The 14,599-nt window shown below is 63.9% G+C and carries 16 protein-coding genes; 5 read left to right on the top strand and 11 right to left on the bottom strand.

The window, feature by feature from the left end:
- Window positions 1-6 precede the first annotated feature (6 nt).
- Genes GPA25_RS03765 through GPA25_RS03750 form a run of 4 tightly spaced genes read right to left on the bottom strand, consistent with a single transcriptional unit; the run spans window position 7 to window position 2,413 of the window.
- The gene (locus GPA25_RS03765) at window positions 7-309 is read right to left on the bottom strand and encodes a DUF167 domain-containing protein (protein ID WP_169259019.1); all 303 of its coding nucleotides are present in this window, start codon (window positions 307-309) and stop codon (window positions 7-9) included.
- Window positions 306-884 (bottom strand): YggT family protein, encoded by a 579-nt coding sequence (locus GPA25_RS03760; protein ID WP_169259018.1) that lies wholly within the window; start codon window positions 882-884, stop codon window positions 306-308. The genes GPA25_RS03765 and GPA25_RS03760 overlap by 4 nt, the downstream gene beginning before the upstream one ends.
- A 6-nt stretch (window positions 885-890) precedes the next feature.
- Window positions 891-1,703, bottom strand: a complete 813-nt coding sequence (gene proC / locus GPA25_RS03755) for a pyrroline-5-carboxylate reductase (protein WP_169259093.1) — start codon at window positions 1,701-1,703, stop codon at window positions 891-893.
- 14 nt (window positions 1,704-1,717) lie between these two features.
- Complete coding sequence (locus tag GPA25_RS03750; protein ID WP_169259017.1) at window positions 1,718-2,413, bottom strand: YggS family pyridoxal phosphate-dependent enzyme; 696 nt, start codon at window positions 2,411-2,413, stop codon at window positions 1,718-1,720.
- Between the two features lie 103 nt (window positions 2,414-2,516).
- Between GPA25_RS03750 and GPA25_RS03745 the strand changes: the two genes are divergently transcribed.
- On the top strand, window positions 2,517-3,557 hold the full coding sequence (locus tag GPA25_RS03745) for a type IV pilus twitching motility protein PilT (protein ID WP_169259016.1): 1,041 nt from the start codon (window positions 2,517-2,519) through the stop codon (window positions 3,555-3,557).
- Between the two features lie 146 nt (window positions 3,558-3,703).
- Entirely contained in the window at window positions 3,704-4,837 is a 1,134-nt protein-coding gene (locus GPA25_RS03740; RefSeq protein ID WP_169259015.1) for a PilT/PilU family type 4a pilus ATPase, read from the top strand.
- A 172-nt stretch (window positions 4,838-5,009) separates the two neighbouring features.
- Here GPA25_RS03740 and GPA25_RS03735 read toward each other — a convergent pair whose 3' ends face one another.
- The 3 genes from GPA25_RS03735 to GPA25_RS03725 all read right to left on the bottom strand — a co-directional run bounded on the left by GPA25_RS03735 (window position 5,010) and on the right by GPA25_RS03725 (window position 7,596).
- Complete coding sequence (locus GPA25_RS03735; protein ID WP_169259014.1) at window positions 5,010-6,191, bottom strand: THUMP domain-containing class I SAM-dependent RNA methyltransferase; 1,182 nt, start codon at window positions 6,189-6,191, stop codon at window positions 5,010-5,012.
- A 107-nt stretch (window positions 6,192-6,298) separates the two neighbouring features.
- Window positions 6,299-6,709 carry a CopD family protein gene (locus tag GPA25_RS03730; RefSeq protein ID WP_169259013.1) on the bottom strand — a complete coding sequence of 137 codons (411 nt, stop codon included), beginning with the start codon at window positions 6,707-6,709 and terminating at the stop codon, window positions 6,299-6,301.
- Entirely contained in the window at window positions 6,709-7,596 is an 888-nt protein-coding gene (locus GPA25_RS03725; RefSeq protein WP_169259012.1) for an SDR family oxidoreductase, read from the bottom strand. The genes GPA25_RS03730 and GPA25_RS03725 overlap by 1 nt, the downstream gene beginning before the upstream one ends.
- A 21-nt stretch (window positions 7,597-7,617) precedes the next feature.
- On the opposite strand from GPA25_RS03725, the gene GPA25_RS03720 reads away from it, so the two are divergent.
- Window positions 7,618-8,643, top strand: a complete 1,026-nt coding sequence (locus tag GPA25_RS03720; protein ID WP_169259011.1) for a CDP-6-deoxy-delta-3,4-glucoseen reductase — start codon at window positions 7,618-7,620, stop codon at window positions 8,641-8,643.
- Window positions 8,644-8,647: 4 nt separating this feature from the next.
- The gene (locus GPA25_RS03715; RefSeq protein ID WP_169259010.1) at window positions 8,648-9,784 is read left to right on the top strand and encodes an EAL and HDOD domain-containing protein; all 1,137 of its coding nucleotides are present in this window, start codon (window positions 8,648-8,650) and stop codon (window positions 9,782-9,784) included.
- A gap of 86 nt (window positions 9,785-9,870) precedes the next feature.
- On the opposite strand, the gene GPA25_RS03710 is transcribed toward GPA25_RS03715, so the two are convergent.
- The 4 genes from GPA25_RS03710 to GPA25_RS03695 all read right to left on the bottom strand — a co-directional run bounded on the left by GPA25_RS03710 (window position 9,871) and on the right by GPA25_RS03695 (window position 13,653).
- Window positions 9,871-10,179, bottom strand: coding sequence for a c-type cytochrome (locus GPA25_RS03710; RefSeq protein ID WP_169259009.1), 309 nt, complete (start codon window positions 10,177-10,179; stop codon window positions 9,871-9,873).
- Between the two features lie 211 nt (window positions 10,180-10,390).
- The gene (locus GPA25_RS03705) at window positions 10,391-11,119 is read right to left on the bottom strand and encodes a hypothetical protein (protein ID WP_343034823.1); all 729 of its coding nucleotides are present in this window, start codon (window positions 11,117-11,119) and stop codon (window positions 10,391-10,393) included.
- A 113-nt stretch (window positions 11,120-11,232) separates the two neighbouring features.
- Window positions 11,233-12,084 (bottom strand): NADPH-dependent 7-cyano-7-deazaguanine reductase QueF, encoded by an 852-nt coding sequence (gene queF, locus GPA25_RS03700; RefSeq protein WP_169259008.1) that lies wholly within the window; start codon window positions 12,082-12,084, stop codon window positions 11,233-11,235.
- A 114-nt stretch (window positions 12,085-12,198) separates the two neighbouring features.
- Window positions 12,199-13,653 carry a TolC family outer membrane protein gene (locus GPA25_RS03695; RefSeq protein ID WP_169259007.1) on the bottom strand — a complete coding sequence of 485 codons (1,455 nt, stop codon included), beginning with the start codon at window positions 13,651-13,653 and terminating at the stop codon, window positions 12,199-12,201.
- Between the two features lie 221 nt (window positions 13,654-13,874).
- On the opposite strand from GPA25_RS03695, the gene GPA25_RS03690 reads away from it, so the two are divergent.
- A complete protein-coding gene (locus GPA25_RS03690) occupies window positions 13,875-14,588 on the top strand; it encodes a transglutaminase-like cysteine peptidase (protein ID WP_169259006.1) in 714 nt (237 codons plus the stop codon).
- Window positions 14,589-14,599: the final 11 nt, after the last annotated feature.

Below are 14,599 nucleotides of genomic sequence, written 5' to 3'. Positions count from 1 at the left end.
AAGGATCTATCCAAGGGCACGCAGGCGGGCGATCGCCTCACCCTCCGGCCCGTCGATGCGCACCCGCTTGGCGCGCGAGGCTTCGCCGCTGATCAGCGTCACCGCCGAGCGGCCGACACCACAAAACCGGGCGAGATACGCGCATAGCGCGGCATTCGCCTTGCCATCGACCGGTGGCGCTGCGAGCCGCACTTTCATCGCCTCACCGTGCAGGCCGACAAACTCGGTCTTCTTCGCCCCCGGCTGGATGTGCAGCGTCAGCACGAGACTGCCGTCAGGCACCTCGCGCAGCCAATCACCGCGGCTCATCCCATCAGCAGCGAAGCAAAATTGCCGCGCAGGCCCCCGAGCAGCATCAGCACGATCTGCAGCACCAGCAGCAGCACCAGTGGCGACAGATCGACATTCGCGATCGGCGGAATGATGCGCCGGAACGGGCGCAGGAAAGGCGCAGACAGGTTGTGCATGACTGGGGCCGCAGGCGAATGCGGACTCACCCAGGACAGGATCGCCGACATCAGCACCACGCCGAACACCAGATAGATCGCCATCCGCGCAAGTTCCAGCAAGCCCAGCCCCCACAGGCCCAGCAGCAAGCCGCCGATGTTGCCGCTCAACGGCGCACCGCGCAGCGATAGCTCGATGAACACGAACAGCGTCTGAAAGATCCACGCCGGAATCAGGCTTGCCATGTCGAACCCGAGCAGCCCAGGAATCACCCGCCGCAGCGGGCGCACCACCCAGTCGGTCGTCGCCACCACGAACTGGCCAATCTGGTTGCGGAACGACACGCGCTGCCACTGCATGAAAAAGCGCGCCAGCAGCATCAGCGTGATGAAGCTGAACGCCGCGTCGAGAACCAGAAGCAGAACATTTCCCAGCATCGCGCATCAATCCTTGCCGAGTTGTTCGCCCAGTTCGCGACCGCGCACCTCGGCCGCATGCACCGCGCGTACGATCGCATCGAACACGCCCGACGCCGCCATGCTCGCCAGCGCCGCCTCGGTGGTGCCCCCCTTCGACGTGACGCGCTCGCGTAACACGCCCGGCCCCTCGTCCGAGTCCGCCGCCAGTTTCGCCGCGCCGAGCACCGTATCGATCGCCAGCCGGCGAGCCGTTGCCGCGTCGAAGCCGAGCGACGCCCCGGCAGCCTCGAGCGCCTCGATGAAATGGAAGACATAGGCCGGACCGCTGCCCGACACCGCTGTCACCGCATCCATCTGCGCCTCCTCGCCGATCCAGACCGTGCTGCCGACCGCCGCGAGCACGCGCTCGGCCGCGGCGCGTCCGGCTGCATCGACGGACGGGTCGGCATACAGGCCGGTCACGCCGGCACCGATCAGCGCTGGCGTGTTGGGCATTGCCCGCACCAGCCGACGGTAGCCCCCCATCCAGCGACTCAGATCGGCCACCCGCAGACCCGCCGCGATGCTCACCACCACCGGCCGCGCAATGCGCCCGGCCAGTGACGCGAGCGCGACCTGCATCTGCTGCGGCTTCACCGCCAGCACCAACACGTCGCAGTCGAGCAGCGCATCGTCCACCGCCCCGACCGCGCGCACACCGAAGCGGCTTGCCAGCCGCGCGCAACTATCCGCCTGCAGATCCACCACCTGGATGTCGGACGCGCCGAAACCGCGCTCCAGCATGCCGCCGATCAGCGCCGTCGCCATGTTGCCGCCACCCAGGAAACTGATCCTGATCCGTTCCGTCATGTTTATCCCTCGCGCACCGTCCGTGCGCCGAAAATCGCGGTTCCTACCCGCACCATGGTTGCCCCTTCGGCAATCGCCAGATCGAGGTCGTGCGACATCCCCATCGACAGCGTATCCAGCTCAAGCCCCGCGGCATTGAGCATATCGCGCAGGCGGCGCAAACTGGCGAAACGCTCGCGCAGCAGCGCTTCATCCCCGTCCGGCTCCGGAATGCACATCAGGCCGCGCAGGCGCACACCAGGCAAGGCCGCCACCGCTGCGGCCAGTTCAGCGACCTCCGCGGGCGCCACACCGCTCTTGCTCGCCTCACCGCTCACATTCACCTGAATGCACACATTGAGCGGCGGCAGATCCGCCGGGCGCTGGGCAGACAGCCGTTCGGCGAGTTTCAGGCGATCGATCGAATGCACCCAGTCGAAATGCGCTGCGACAAGCCGGGTCTTGTTGCTCTGAAGCGGACCGATGAAATGCCATTCGAGCCCCGGCAGATCCAGCGCGACAATCTTGTCGACGCCTTCCTGCACATAGTTCTCCCCGAACATCCGCTGTCCGGCCGTCGCCGCCTCGGCCACGCGCTGCACCGGCCACGTCTTGCTCACCGCGAGCAGCATCACCTCGTCCGGGTGGCGTCCAGCGGCGGTTGCCGCAGCCGCGACGCGCGCGCGCACGGCTTGCAAGTTGGCAGAGATTGATGTCATATAACGGCAGAACTGCACTCGAAAATCCGGCCCGGCGAGTATAGCACCGCCCACCAGCAGGCCTTTCCGCTCGCCATCTCCACCGAAACTCTGCGACAACCCAATGGATATCACCGAACTGCTCGCCTTTGCGGTCAAGAACAAGGCTTCCGACCTTCATCTCTCGTCGGGTTTGCCGCCAATGATCCGCGTTCATGGCGACGTGCGGCGCATCAACCTGCCGCCGATGGAGCACAAGGACGTGCATTCCATGGTGTACGACATCATGAACGACGGTCAGCGCAAACAGTTCGAGGAAGTGCTCGAATGCGACTTTTCCTTCGCGGTGCCGAACCTCGCGCGCTTCCGCGTCAATGCCTTCAACCAGAACCGCGGCGCGTCCGCCGTGTTCCGGACGATTCCGACCAAGGTACTGTCACTCGAAGAGTTGAACGCGCCGAAGATCTTCAAGGAAATCGCCAACCAGCCGCGCGGCATCGTGCTGGTGACGGGGCCGACCGGTTCGGGCAAGTCAACGACGCTCGCCGCGATGGTCGACTACGTCAACGAGAACGAATACGGCCACATCCTGACGATCGAGGATCCGATCGAATTCGTGCACGAATCGAAGCGCTGCCTGATCAACCAGCGCGAGGTCGCCCGCGACACCCTGTCGTTCAACAACGCACTGCGCTCCGCGCTGCGCGAAGACCCGGACGTGATTCTCGTCGGCGAATTGCGCGACCTTGAAACCATCCGCCTCGCACTGACCGGCGCCGAAACCGGTCACCTGGTGTTCGGCACCCTGCACACCTCGTCCGCGGCCAAGACCATCGACCGGATCGTCGACGTCTTCCCCGCCGCCGAGAAGGACATGGTGCGCGCGATGCTGTCCGAGTCGTTGCGCGCGGTGATCTCGCAGACCCTGCTGAAGACCAAGGATGGTCAGGGCCGTGTCGCCGCACACGAGATCATGGTCGGCACCCCGGCGATCCGCAACCTGATCCGCGAGAACAAGATCGCGCAGATGTACTCGGCGATCCAGACCGGCCAGAACGTGGGCATGCAGACGCTGGACCAGAACCTCGCCGACCTGGTGCGACGCAACATCATTTCGGGCGCCGAAGCGAAGTTGCGTGCGCAGAACAAGGACAATTTCGCCTGACCCCCCGGCGGCACTGCCGGCGCACCAGCTCCGGAACGCCTCCGTTCCCCGTTCCGCTCTCGCAGCAGCATTCCCATGCACCGGCCTGAGCGGCGATAATTCGACGACCAACGCCACAAGCCGAACACTCTGCTGGAGCGCAACACATGGAACGCGATCAGGCACTCAAATTCATGCACGATCTGCTCAGGCTGATGGTGCAGAAGAACGGTTCGGACCTCTTCATCACCACGGGCTTTCCGCCTGCCATCAAGCAGGACGGGCGCATCGTCCCGCAGTCGAACCAGTCACTGACGCAGCAGCACACCTCGGAACTGGCACGCGCAATCATGAACGATCGCCAGGCGGCCGAGTTTGAAGCCACCAAGGAATGCAACTTCGCCATTTCGCCTGCCGGCATCGGACGCTTCCGCGCCAACGCCTTCATCCAGCAGGGCAAGGTCGGACTGGTACTGCGAACCATCGCGCAGAAGATCCCGAATTTCGAGGAACTCGGCATGCCGCCGGTGCTGCGCGACGTCGCCATGGCAAAGCGCGGACTGGTGATTTTCGTCGGCGGCACCGGCACCGGCAAGACGACCTCGCTGGCGGCGATGGTGGACTTCCGCAACGAACACTCCTACGGCCACATCATCACCGTCGAGGATCCGATCGAATACGTGCACCAGCACAAGAACTGCATCGTCACGCAACGCGAGATCGGCATCGACACCGACACCTGGGAAGCGGCGCTGAAAAACACCCTGCGGCAGGCACCCGACGTGATCCTGATGGGCGAAATCCGTGACCGCGAGACCATGGATCACGCGATCGCGTTCGCCGAAACCGGCCACCTGTGCCTCGCAACGCTGCACGCCAACAGCGCCAACCAGGCCCTCGACCGGATCATCAACTTCTTCCCGGAAGACCGCCGCCAACAGCTCCTGATGGATCTGTCGCTGAACCTGCGCGCACTGATCTCGCAGCGCCTGTTGCCGCTGAAAGACCGCAAGGGCCGGGTGCCGGCGGTCGAGGTGCTGTTGAATTCGCCGCTGATCTCCGACCTGATCTTCAAGGGCGAAGTGCCGGGCATCAAGGAGGTGATGAAGCGCTCGCGTGAGCTGGGCATGCAAACCTTCGACCAGAGCCTGTTCGATCTCTACGAAGACGAGCGCATCGCCTACGAGGACGCGCTGCGCAATGCCGACTCGGTCAACGACCTGCGCCTGCAGATCAAGCTCAACAGCAAACACGGCGATAAGGATCTGGTGTCCGGCATCCAGCACCTCGACATCGTCTGAATCCTCGGACGCTGCGCGCTGAAGCCTCGCGGATGGCCTAGCATCCCGAGGCGCCATGCGGCATCGAACCCGCGGCCCGGCGGGCGTGGCGCTAGCCGCGAACGGGAAGCGGTGGCGCCGCGTGAGGGATCTCCGCGGCGAACGCCGCTGCCACCTGCCGTCCCGTGCCAAATCAGCCGGGCAACGCGTCGTCGCCGATATCTTCAGCCGGCTTGCGGCGCATGCTGCCCGAAACCATCTTGTATTCGAATAGCCGGCATTCAAGTGCGCCGTTGAACAAGGGCGTGCGCTTGCTCGCCTTCAGCCCGAACAGTTTCGGCAGCGCCGGGTCGCCGCTCAGGAAATAGCAGCGCCAGCCGCTCCAGCGCTTCTTCAGCACGTTACCGAACTGCGGATACAAGGCCGCCAGTTCCTCCGCCTCGCCGATGCGCACGCCGTAGGGCGGATTCGTCACCAGCACGCCCTCACCGGCCGGCGGGTCGAGTTTCAGGAAATCGGCACGATCGAGCGTCACGCAATCCCCTAACCCTGCCGCCTGCAGATTGATCCGCGTTCGCCGCACCTGCTCGCCGACGACGTCCGATCCGTAGATCTTCAGCCGGCGGGGCGCATGGCGACGCGCTTCCGCAACCTTCTTGACGTTCGCCCAAGCGGCACGGTCGAGATGGCGGAAGCGCTCGAACGCAAACTCACGACCGAGGCCCGGCGCGATGTCCAGCGCGATCTGTGCCGCCTCGATGAGGAAGGTGCCACTGCCGCACATTGGGTCGAGCAGCACTTCACCGGGCTTCCAGCCGCTCAGGCGAAGGATGCCGGCCGCCAGATTCTCCTTCAACGGCGCCTCGACTGCCGCCGGCTTGAAGCCGCGCTTGTACAGTGGCTCGCCGGAGGTATCCAGATACAGCGTGACGCGGTCGCGGGTCAGGAAGGCGTGAATGCGGACCGCCGGATTCGCGGTATCGACGCTGGGGCGCTTGCCGGTCACCGTTCGGAAGTGATCGCAGACCGCATCCTTGATCCGCAGCGTGACGAACTCGAGGCTTTTCAGCGGCGACTGCTTCGCCGTCACATAAATGCGGATCGTGTCATCGGCGGTGAACCACTTTGCCCAGGTCACGCCGTAAGCGAGGCGATAAATGTCCTCCTCGCTCTGGTAGCGCCCCTGCGCAAGGCGCCACATGACACGCGTGGCGAGCCGGCTCTCGAGGTTCGCGCGATAGCACACGCACCAGTCGCCGGCAAAGCCGACGCCGCCATGCGTCGGCTCGATCGCCGTGGCGCCAAACGTCGCGAGTTCTTCGGCGAGCATCGGCTCGAGACCACGCGGACAGGGGGAAAAGAAGGATTCGGACATAGCGGGAGACCGGGGCAAGAATAATGAATCTAATGAATCGGAGTAAGGCGGGAATGCACCGCATCAGGCGCGGGCGGCCTGGGCCGCCCTGCCCCGGACCATGCGTATCAGAACGGCTTCAACACGGCGAGAAAGACGACCGCGAACAGCACCAGCACCGGCACCTCGTTGAACACGCGGTACCACTTGTGGCTGCGGGTATTGCGATCTGCAGCGAAATCGCGCATCAGCTTGCCGCAATACAGGTGGTAGGCGATCAGGAAAACGACCAGTGTCGTCTTCGCATGCAGCCAGCCACCGGCAAAACCGAAGCCGAACCACAACCAGAAGCCCAGGCCGACAGCGAGTATGCCGAGCGGCGTCATGAAGCGATAGAGTTTGTATTCCATCAGGGCGAGGCGCTCACGGGTCGCGGCATCATCGACCATTGCATGGTTCACGAACAGCCTCGGCAGATAGAACAGCCCGGCGAACCAGCTCACGACGAACGCGATGTGCAGCGCTTTGACAACCAGCATCAAACATTTCCTCCAGAATTATTGAGCGCCGCCGCGAACCCTTCGCGCACGGTCGGATACTTGAGGCGGACACGCAGATCCCGCCGGATACGTTCATTGTTCAGCCGCCTCGATTCCGACATGAAGGACAGCGCCATCGGCGACAAGCGGGTTGCCAGTTCGCGACGCGGCAGCCGTGGCGGGCGCGGCAGTCCGAAAAAATCGGCAGCAAAATCGAAATACTCGCCCATCTTCATGCACGTATCATCGACGGCATTGTAGACGCGGCCCGCACGTCCGCGGAACAGCGCCAGGCATGCAAGGTGCGCGAGGTCTTCCGCATGGATGTGATTGGTGTGCACATCCTCGTCCGCGCACAGCACCGGCTCACCGCGCCGCAGGCGTGCCAGCGGCAGGCGGTCGCCCGCATAGATGCCGGGGGCGCGCAGGACACTCACCATCATGCCATTGCGCGCGCCAAGACGCCGCAGCCGGGTTTCGGCATCGACGCGACGGCGCGCGCGGTCCGTCTGCGGCCGGCAGGGCCGGACTTCGCTCACTGCGGCGCCGCCACAATCGCCATAGACGCCCGTCGTACTTATGTAGATCAAACGCTGTGGTAGACTCCTTGCGCGCGTCAAGGCCGCCGCCAGCCTGGCTGTCCGCATATCCTGCGACCCGCGGTCGGGAGGAGGGGCAAAATGCAGCACCGCATCGGCCACCCCCGCGAGACGGCGCAGACTGCGGCGATCATCAAGATCGGCCAGCAAAGGCGTTGCACCAAGCGCTCTGAGTTCGGCAGCGGCGTCCGCGCGTCGAACCAGGGCAAACACCCTGAAACGTTTCACCAGCCAGGGTATCGCGCGCCGGGCGACGTCACCGCAGCCGACGATCAATATTCTTTTCATGAATTAATTATCTCACGCCCGATGCCGTTCCAGATTTCACTTGAGCCAGGCGGTCAGCGCTTTTCCGCCGCAGAAGACCAGACCATTCTCGAGGCGGCACTTGCCGCCGGACTCGTTCTGCCCTACGGCTGCCGTGACGGCGCCTGCGGAGCCTGCAAAGGCAAGCTCATCAGTGGCGAGGTGGATCTCGGCACCGTCTCGGCGGGCGCCCTGAGCGACGCCGATCGCGCGGCCGGCATGACCCTGTTTTGCCGCGCGCATGCTCGTTCCGACCTTGTGCTGGAAGCGCGCAACGTCAGCCGTGCCGGCGCCATCCCCGTCAAGAAACTGCCATGCCGCGTGCAGCGCCTTACGCGTGCCGCACCGGACGTGATGGTCATCGAGGCGAAGCTACCGGCGAGTGAGGCATTCCGCTTCCATGCCGGCCAGTATGTCGATTTTCTCCTCGCCGACGGTCGTCGCCGCAGCTTCTCGATCGCCAATGCACCGCATCAGGGCGATCACATGGAACTCCACGTCCGGCTTGTCCCGGGCGGTCAGTTCACCGAACACGTATTCAGCGGCCTGAAGGAGCGTGACATCCTGCGCTTCGAAGGCCCGCTCGGCAGCTTCGGCCTGCACGAGGATTCCGCCAGGCCAATCGTCCTGATCGCGGGCGGCACCGGCTTCGCGCCGATCAAGAGCATCATCGAGCATGCGCTCCATGTCGGCCTCACACGCCCGATCACTCTGTACTGGGGCGCACGTAATCGCGCCGGCCTGTACATGGACGGTCTGGCGCGTTCGTGGGAATCCGCGCTACCCGATTTCCGCTACATTCCGGTATTGTCCGAGGCGGACCCGGCCGACGATTGGCACGGACGTTCGGGACTGGTCCACCACGCCGTCATCGAAGACCTGCCCGAGCTTTCCGCGTACGAGGTTTACGCCTGTGGCGCCCCGGCGATGATCGATGCAGCCCGGCGCGACCTGATCGAACGATGCGGCTTGGGCGCCGATGACTTTTTTGCCGACGCCTTCACCTTTGCCTCCGACCCGGCTCGCTGAGACCATGACCCAGACCACCATCCTGACCCGCGAACCCGTCGTCAACCAGAACCGCGCAATTACTGCCAACCGGCTGATTGCGCACGGGCCGAGCATCGCCGCGGTGGTGGACACGCTCAACAGCCTGAGCGACATCTGGCCAACGCACCACACGGTCTTTGTGTGCCTCGGACGGCTGGTTCCGACCCCCGAACTGATGAAGTGGCAAGCCCCGCCCAACGCGATGATCGAGATCCCCGCGCAGGCGCTCGCCCACCCGCAAACGCAGGCATTGCTGCCGCAGTTGCGTGACGCCGGCGTGAGCATGTGCCTGAGCTGGTTTTCACCCGGCCCCCCCCTGCCCGCGGATTGCGACTGGCGCTTCGTGTTGATGGATCGGCGCAAGCATCCGACCCCGGCGGGTTCGCCGGGGATCACCCTTGCCTGGGGCCTGCCGCAGGTCAGCGCATTTCAGGAAGCCGTCAAGGCGGGCTACGACGGTGCTTCCGGGTGGTTTTTTCTGCACGGCAACCCGGCATCCACGGAACTCTCCCCGGGGCACGCGCAGATTGTGCGGCTCATCAGCCTGGTGCGCAACAATGCCGAAATTCGCGAGATCGAGGCTGTGCTGCGGCAGGACGTCGCGGTGTCCTACAAGTTGCTGCGCTACATCAACTCCGCGGGCTTCGGCCTGAGTTGCGAGATCCAGTCCTTTCGCCACGCGGTGAGCATTCTGGGTTACGCCAATCTGAACAAGTGGCTGTCCCTGCTGCTGGTCAGCGCCAATCGCGATCCCGGCGCACCGGCCATGATGCAGACCTCCATCGCACGCGGACGCTTCATGGAACAAGTCGGCGTGCCGTTCTTCGAAAAATCCGAGCACGACAACCTGTTCATCACCGGCGCCTTCTCGCTGCTGAACGTACTGCTCGGCACATCGATGCAAAGCGTGCTGGACGAGATGAATCTGCCCGCTGCGATCACTGACGCCTTGCTCTTCGATCAGGGCCCCTACGCCCCCTTCCTGAAGCTCGCACGCCTGTGCGAAACCTTCGATTGCACTGAATTACAGAAGCAGGCCGCCGAACTGCAACTCGCCCCCGAGCAGATCAACCGTGCGATCGTCGGTGCGCTGGGATTTGCGGACAGCATGCAATCCTGAATGGGGACGACGACCCCGACGCTGAAAGACGTCGGCAAAAAAAAGCCAGCCGCAAGGCTGGCTTTTTTTGTGGCAGCGAGTGCCGATTACTTCTGCGACAGCACCCAGGCAGCCAGGGTCTTGGCTTCTTCAGCATTGACTTGCGGGTTGGCCGGCATCGGCATCGCGCCCCACACACCGGAACCACCCTTCTGGATCTTCTCGGCCAGCTTGGCAACCGCGTCAGCCTGACCGGCGTACTTCTTGGCAACTTCCTGGTAGGCCGGGCCAACCAGCTTCTTGTCTACAGCGTGACAGGCCAGGCAGTTCTTGGCCTTGGCCAGATCAGCAGAGGCGAACGCCGGAGCGGCGGAGAGAAGGCCCGCGGCAACCGCGGCAGCAACGAAAACTTTCATGCTCTTTTCCTTTTGATGGTGGTGTAAAACCGGCCGGATATTAAACCAAGCATCACCGCCTTGACTACCCGGACAACACCTTGTTGCTCAACGATAAGGTGAGTCGCGACAACCGATGGACTGGACTCCTGCATTCAACGCTGCGCCCTAGCCCAACGTTGACACGACACGCACACAGTTTTCCGGCTGCCTCCACCCCGGCACGGGCCGCTCAAAACTCCCAGGCGACGCCGACGTTGGCAAAACTGCGATCGTTGCCGCGCCCGACCGCCCCGGACAGCTTCACGCCTTCGACAACCTCGTAGCGCACACCGATCTGCCGGTCAGGGGCAGTGTCCTCGACGCCGAAAACTTCAGCGGCAACGGTAAAGGTCCCGGTCAACGGATGCTCGAAGCCGACACCCCAGGTATTGGCGTCATCGGTATCGCCGTCGACCCGCACCCACTCGCGGCCGAGGTTCAGATGCACGCGCTGGCCCGACGCGAAATTCCACGTGGCGAGGCCGGTCACGGCACTGGCGCGCGCGGTCTCATCCGGTGCGTCGCGGAGATCCGCGCGTTCGCGGGCGTATTCGAGCTTCAGTCCGGCCGACAGGCCTGATTCGACCTGCAAGGGTACCCATTTGAGCGCGGCGCCGACGGCCCGCAGGCGCACCGACGGATCGGGCTCGTGATCACGCGCCTGGGCTAGCGCGAGCTCGACCTCGAGGTTCTCGATCGGACCGTAACCGACCGCAGCATCGAAACCGCGGGTTTCGTCGTCGCGCGACCACCCGAACTCCAGCTTCGCGCCGCCCTTGTCGAGGGTACCTGCATCATCCACCACCATCGGACGCTCGGCCTGAGCGGGCAAAGCCGCTGCAAGGTACGCGACGGCGCCAAGCGCCAGTGCGAGCGTTCGGGTGAAATTGATTTTTGCCGCTGAGCCGATCACGTTCACACCTCACTCCAAAAAGCGATGATGCTAACTCAAAATGCGGGCGACACATTCCCTGTCGGCGGTTGCGTGGTCTGCGAACCTGCGATTTTCCTCGGCACGTCGCCAGCTGCACGCTACTGCCGCAGTTCGGCGCTATTGTCGGGCGGCGGGAATTCGCCGGTGGAACGGAAAGGATTGATGTCGAGGCCGCCACGGCGGGTGTAGCGCGCCCACACGGCGAGTTCGCGTGGTTTGCAGCGGCGCAGGATGTCGCAGAAGACCCGCTCCACACACTGCTCGTGGAACTCGTTGTGCTTGCGGAAGGAGACGATATAGCGCAGTAATCCGGCGCGATCGATGGCCGGTCCGGTATAGCGGACGACGATGCAGCCCCAGTCCGGCTGGCCGGTGACCAGACAGTTCGACTTGAGCAGGTGCGAGTGGAGCGTCTCGCTCACTTCAGGCCCGTCCTGCGCGGCGATGAGGAAATCCGGCGACGGCTGATAGGTGTCGATGTCGATTTCCAGCTCGTCGAGCGATTCGCCCGGCGGTGGCGCGATCACGCGGACCGGGTGCAAGGACAGCGGCTGAAGGTCAACCGTCACGGGCGCACCGGCGGCTTGCGAAAGATCGCGCTCGAAGGTGACGCGCAACACGTCGGCGTCCGCAAAACGACTCTGATTGCAGGAATTGAGGTAGAGCTTGAGCGATTTGGACTCGATCAGCCGCGGCGAATCTGCCGGCACACGGAAGCTTGCGATGGCGACGATCGGCTTGCCGCGCGGGTTGAGCCACGAAAGCTCATAGGCGTTCCAGAGGTCTTCGCCGACAAAGGGCAAGCTGTCGGCAACGATGCCGATTTCAGCGCGCTTGATCTGGCGCGCAATCGGGAAAAGCAGATCGGGGGCGTAGGTGTCGCAATAGTCGGCAGGCTTGCCGAGTGGCGAGGATTCGGCGCCGTGCGCGGGGGAATTCGATTGATTCATGCGCGCGATTGTAAGGGATCGCGGCGCATCAATCGAAGCCGGTGGCGAGCCCGCCGGCTTCAGTACCTGAACAGCCGCCAACGCCCGATCAGACGTTGGCGGCCGATTGAGACCTCATTTGCCGCGCGACGGTGCCGTTCCAGCGGCCTTCAGCGCTTCCGACAACAACGCAGCCTTGTCGATCTCGAGCGGCTGCGGTGCGTCCGGCGGGCACACGGTTTCGGGGTCGATCGCGCTACGGTCCTGGCCGATGTCGGCAGCGGCAGGAAGATCCTCGCGCGCAACCCCCAGCGTACTCATCAACTGCCCCATGCCAGACAGGGCGCGTCCCTGCGCGATCATCTGATCGTAGCGCGCATTGACGTAAGCGCGCCGTGCCTGGAAATGCTCGTTTTCGGTGTCGAGCAGGTCCAGCAAGGTCCGCTGGCCGATATCGAACTGGCGACGATAGGCTTCACGCGCCTTTTCGATCGAAAGCTGGTGCTGATCGAGGTAACGCAGTTGCTCCTGCAGGCGCCGCACGTCGTTGTAGGCGATCGACACCGTCTGACGCAGGTCGCGGCAAGCCTTTTCGCGCAGATCCTTGGCCTGATTGTTCAGGTCACCGGCCTGGCGCAGGCGCGCATCGTCGGCGCCGCCACGGAAGACGTTGTAGCTCAGGACAAGTTCGACAACGCCTTCTCGCGAGTGCCCGTCGAAGCCGTCGAGATTGTGATCGAGGGCCTGGCGCGCGCGCAGGTCGAGACGCGGATGGAAGGCCGCCCGCCGGGAATCGATCTGCGCCTGGCTGGCTCGGACATTTTCGACCGCGGCATTGAGCGCTGGACTGCCATTGAACGCAACACGCAATGCCTCCTGCGCCGTGGCGGGGATCTTGCCGAACTCGGTGCCGGCCTCCAGACGCGGCAGATCGTTTTGCGGCATTTCGCCGACGATGCGCAGGTAACGGGCGCTCACGTCATGAAGGTTCGACACTTCGGTCAGCAGATTCGACTCGGCAAGCGCGAGACGGCCGGTTGCCTGCTCGAGGTCCACGCGGCGCCCGACCCCCGCCCCGGCACGCTCGCCAATCTGGTCGGAGGTCTGCCTGTGCTGCACGTAGTTTTCCTGCGCGAGTCGCGTGAGCTCGCGGTAGCGCAGAACATCGCTGTAGGCACGCAGCGCCTCGAGCGCCGCACTTTCCGACATCTCGATGAGTTCGTAGTAGCGCGTCAGCTTTGCGTAGCCCATGCGTGCCACTTCACTGCGCGTAAAAAAACCGTCATAAACCATCTGGTTCAGCGACAGCGTCAGATTGCGATGGGTGAAGGTGTCCGTCGATTGCCCGGAACGCCGCAGCGTTTCACGGCCGACACTGGCACTTGCATCGACCTGCGGCAAATAGCCCGCGCGTGCGACACCCTGATCCTCGACGGCCGCGCGGAAGGCATTCCACGTGGCCTGCACCTCGGGATTGGTCACCACGGCCCTGCGCGCCGCGTCGCGCAAGGCATCGGGTGCTGCACTCGTTGCCGCCATCGGCAGCGCAGCCAGAATGGCGGCCGCGATCACGGATCGAAATTTATTCATACAACCTCCTGCGCATCATTCGATGCCATAAGCATAACTCCAGATTCATCAAATAGGTCGGGTGGCATCAATCTTGTAAGTGAATGTTAACCGGGCGTTGCATTCATGAACGCCAACTACGCAACACTCATGACGATAAATTCGGGGATAGTGACCCGCGACGACGCATTGGCTAGCGCCGATAGCCGATAATGCGGCGGACCCTAGGAACACCCGCTTCGATGCCAGCCCCCCCTTGCTCGTGCCGAAATCGCCACCTGCCCGGCCTTGCCCGCGGGTGGCGCTGGTTCGTCCGCGCTCTGGCCGGGCCGGCTGCGGTGATCGTCGGCGTGTCGATGGCGGCGCCGGACCTCGACCGCATGCAGCAGTTGGCTCACGAGCGCTACGGAGCCGGAGCGGCGGAAGCGGTTGGGGCATGGCGCTCGATGGTGGCCGACGCGGGCACACTCGACGAGCTGGAAAAGCTTCAGCGGGTCAATACCTTTCTCAACCGGCGCACTGCCTTCGATGACGACATAGCCATATGGAAGCAGAAGGATTACTGGGCCACCCCGCTGGAAACGCTGGCGCGCCGCGCCGGTGACTGCGAGGACTTTTCGATTGCCAAATACATGAGCCTGCGCCTCCTCGGCGTCCCCGCCGAGAAGTTGCGGCTGATCTACGTGCGCGCCATCGTGGGTGCCCCGGGAAGCGGCGTATCACAAGCACATATGGTGCTCGGCTATTACCCGTCACCCGATGCGGAGCCGCTGGTTCTCGACAATCTGATCGGCGACATCCGAACGGCATCACGCCGACCGGATCTGTTTCCGATATTCAGTTTCAACAGCGAAGGCTTGTGGGTAAGCGGCGCCAGCACCTCGTCGGCAGACCCCACCACGCGCCTTTCACGCTGGCGCAGCGTTCTCGAACGCATGCAGCAGGAGGGTCTGTGATGAGGACCGCC

It is taken from the genome of Aromatoleum diolicum (genome assembly GCF_012910955.1).
Classification (GTDB): domain Bacteria; phylum Pseudomonadota; class Gammaproteobacteria; order Burkholderiales; family Rhodocyclaceae; genus Aromatoleum; species Aromatoleum diolicum.
The sequence above is the reverse complement of the archived record's forward strand: the minus strand, read 5'-3'. Positions and strand labels throughout refer to the sequence as shown.

Coding starts and splice junctions, on each gene's coding strand:
- GPA25_RS03765 (WP_169259019.1), bottom strand. CDS start 309: ATGAGCCGCGGTGATTGGCTGCGCGAGGTGCCTGACGGCAGTCTCGTG.
- GPA25_RS03760 (WP_169259018.1), bottom strand. CDS start 884: ATGCTGGGAAATGTTCTGCTTCTGGTTCTCGACGCGGCGTTCAGCTTC.
- GPA25_RS03750 (WP_169259017.1), bottom strand. CDS start 2,413: ATGACATCAATCTCTGCCAACTTGCAAGCCGTGCGCGCGCGCGTCGCG.
- GPA25_RS03745 (WP_169259016.1), top strand. CDS start 2,517: ATGGATATCACCGAACTGCTCGCCTTTGCGGTCAAGAACAAGGCTTCC.
- GPA25_RS03740 (WP_169259015.1), top strand. CDS start 3,704: ATGGAACGCGATCAGGCACTCAAATTCATGCACGATCTGCTCAGGCTG.
- GPA25_RS03735 (WP_169259014.1), bottom strand. CDS start 6,191: ATGTCCGAATCCTTCTTTTCCCCCTGTCCGCGTGGTCTCGAGCCGATG.
- GPA25_RS03730 (WP_169259013.1), bottom strand. CDS start 6,709: ATGCTGGTTGTCAAAGCGCTGCACATCGCGTTCGTCGTGAGCTGGTTC.
- GPA25_RS03725 (WP_169259012.1), bottom strand. CDS start 7,596: ATGAAAAGAATATTGATCGTCGGCTGCGGTGACGTCGCCCGGCGCGCG.
- GPA25_RS03720 (WP_169259011.1), top strand. CDS start 7,618: ATGCCGTTCCAGATTTCACTTGAGCCAGGCGGTCAGCGCTTTTCCGCC.
- GPA25_RS03715 (WP_169259010.1), top strand. CDS start 8,648: ATGACCCAGACCACCATCCTGACCCGCGAACCCGTCGTCAACCAGAAC.
- GPA25_RS03710 (WP_169259009.1), bottom strand. CDS start 10,179: ATGAAAGTTTTCGTTGCTGCCGCGGTTGCCGCGGGCCTTCTCTCCGCC.
- queF (WP_169259008.1), bottom strand. CDS start 12,084: ATGAATCAATCGAATTCCCCCGCGCACGGCGCCGAATCCTCGCCACTC.
- GPA25_RS03695 (WP_169259007.1), bottom strand. CDS start 13,653: ATGAATAAATTTCGATCCGTGATCGCGGCCGCCATTCTGGCTGCGCTG.
- GPA25_RS03690 (WP_169259006.1), top strand. CDS start 13,875: ATGCCAGCCCCCCCTTGCTCGTGCCGAAATCGCCACCTGCCCGGCCTT.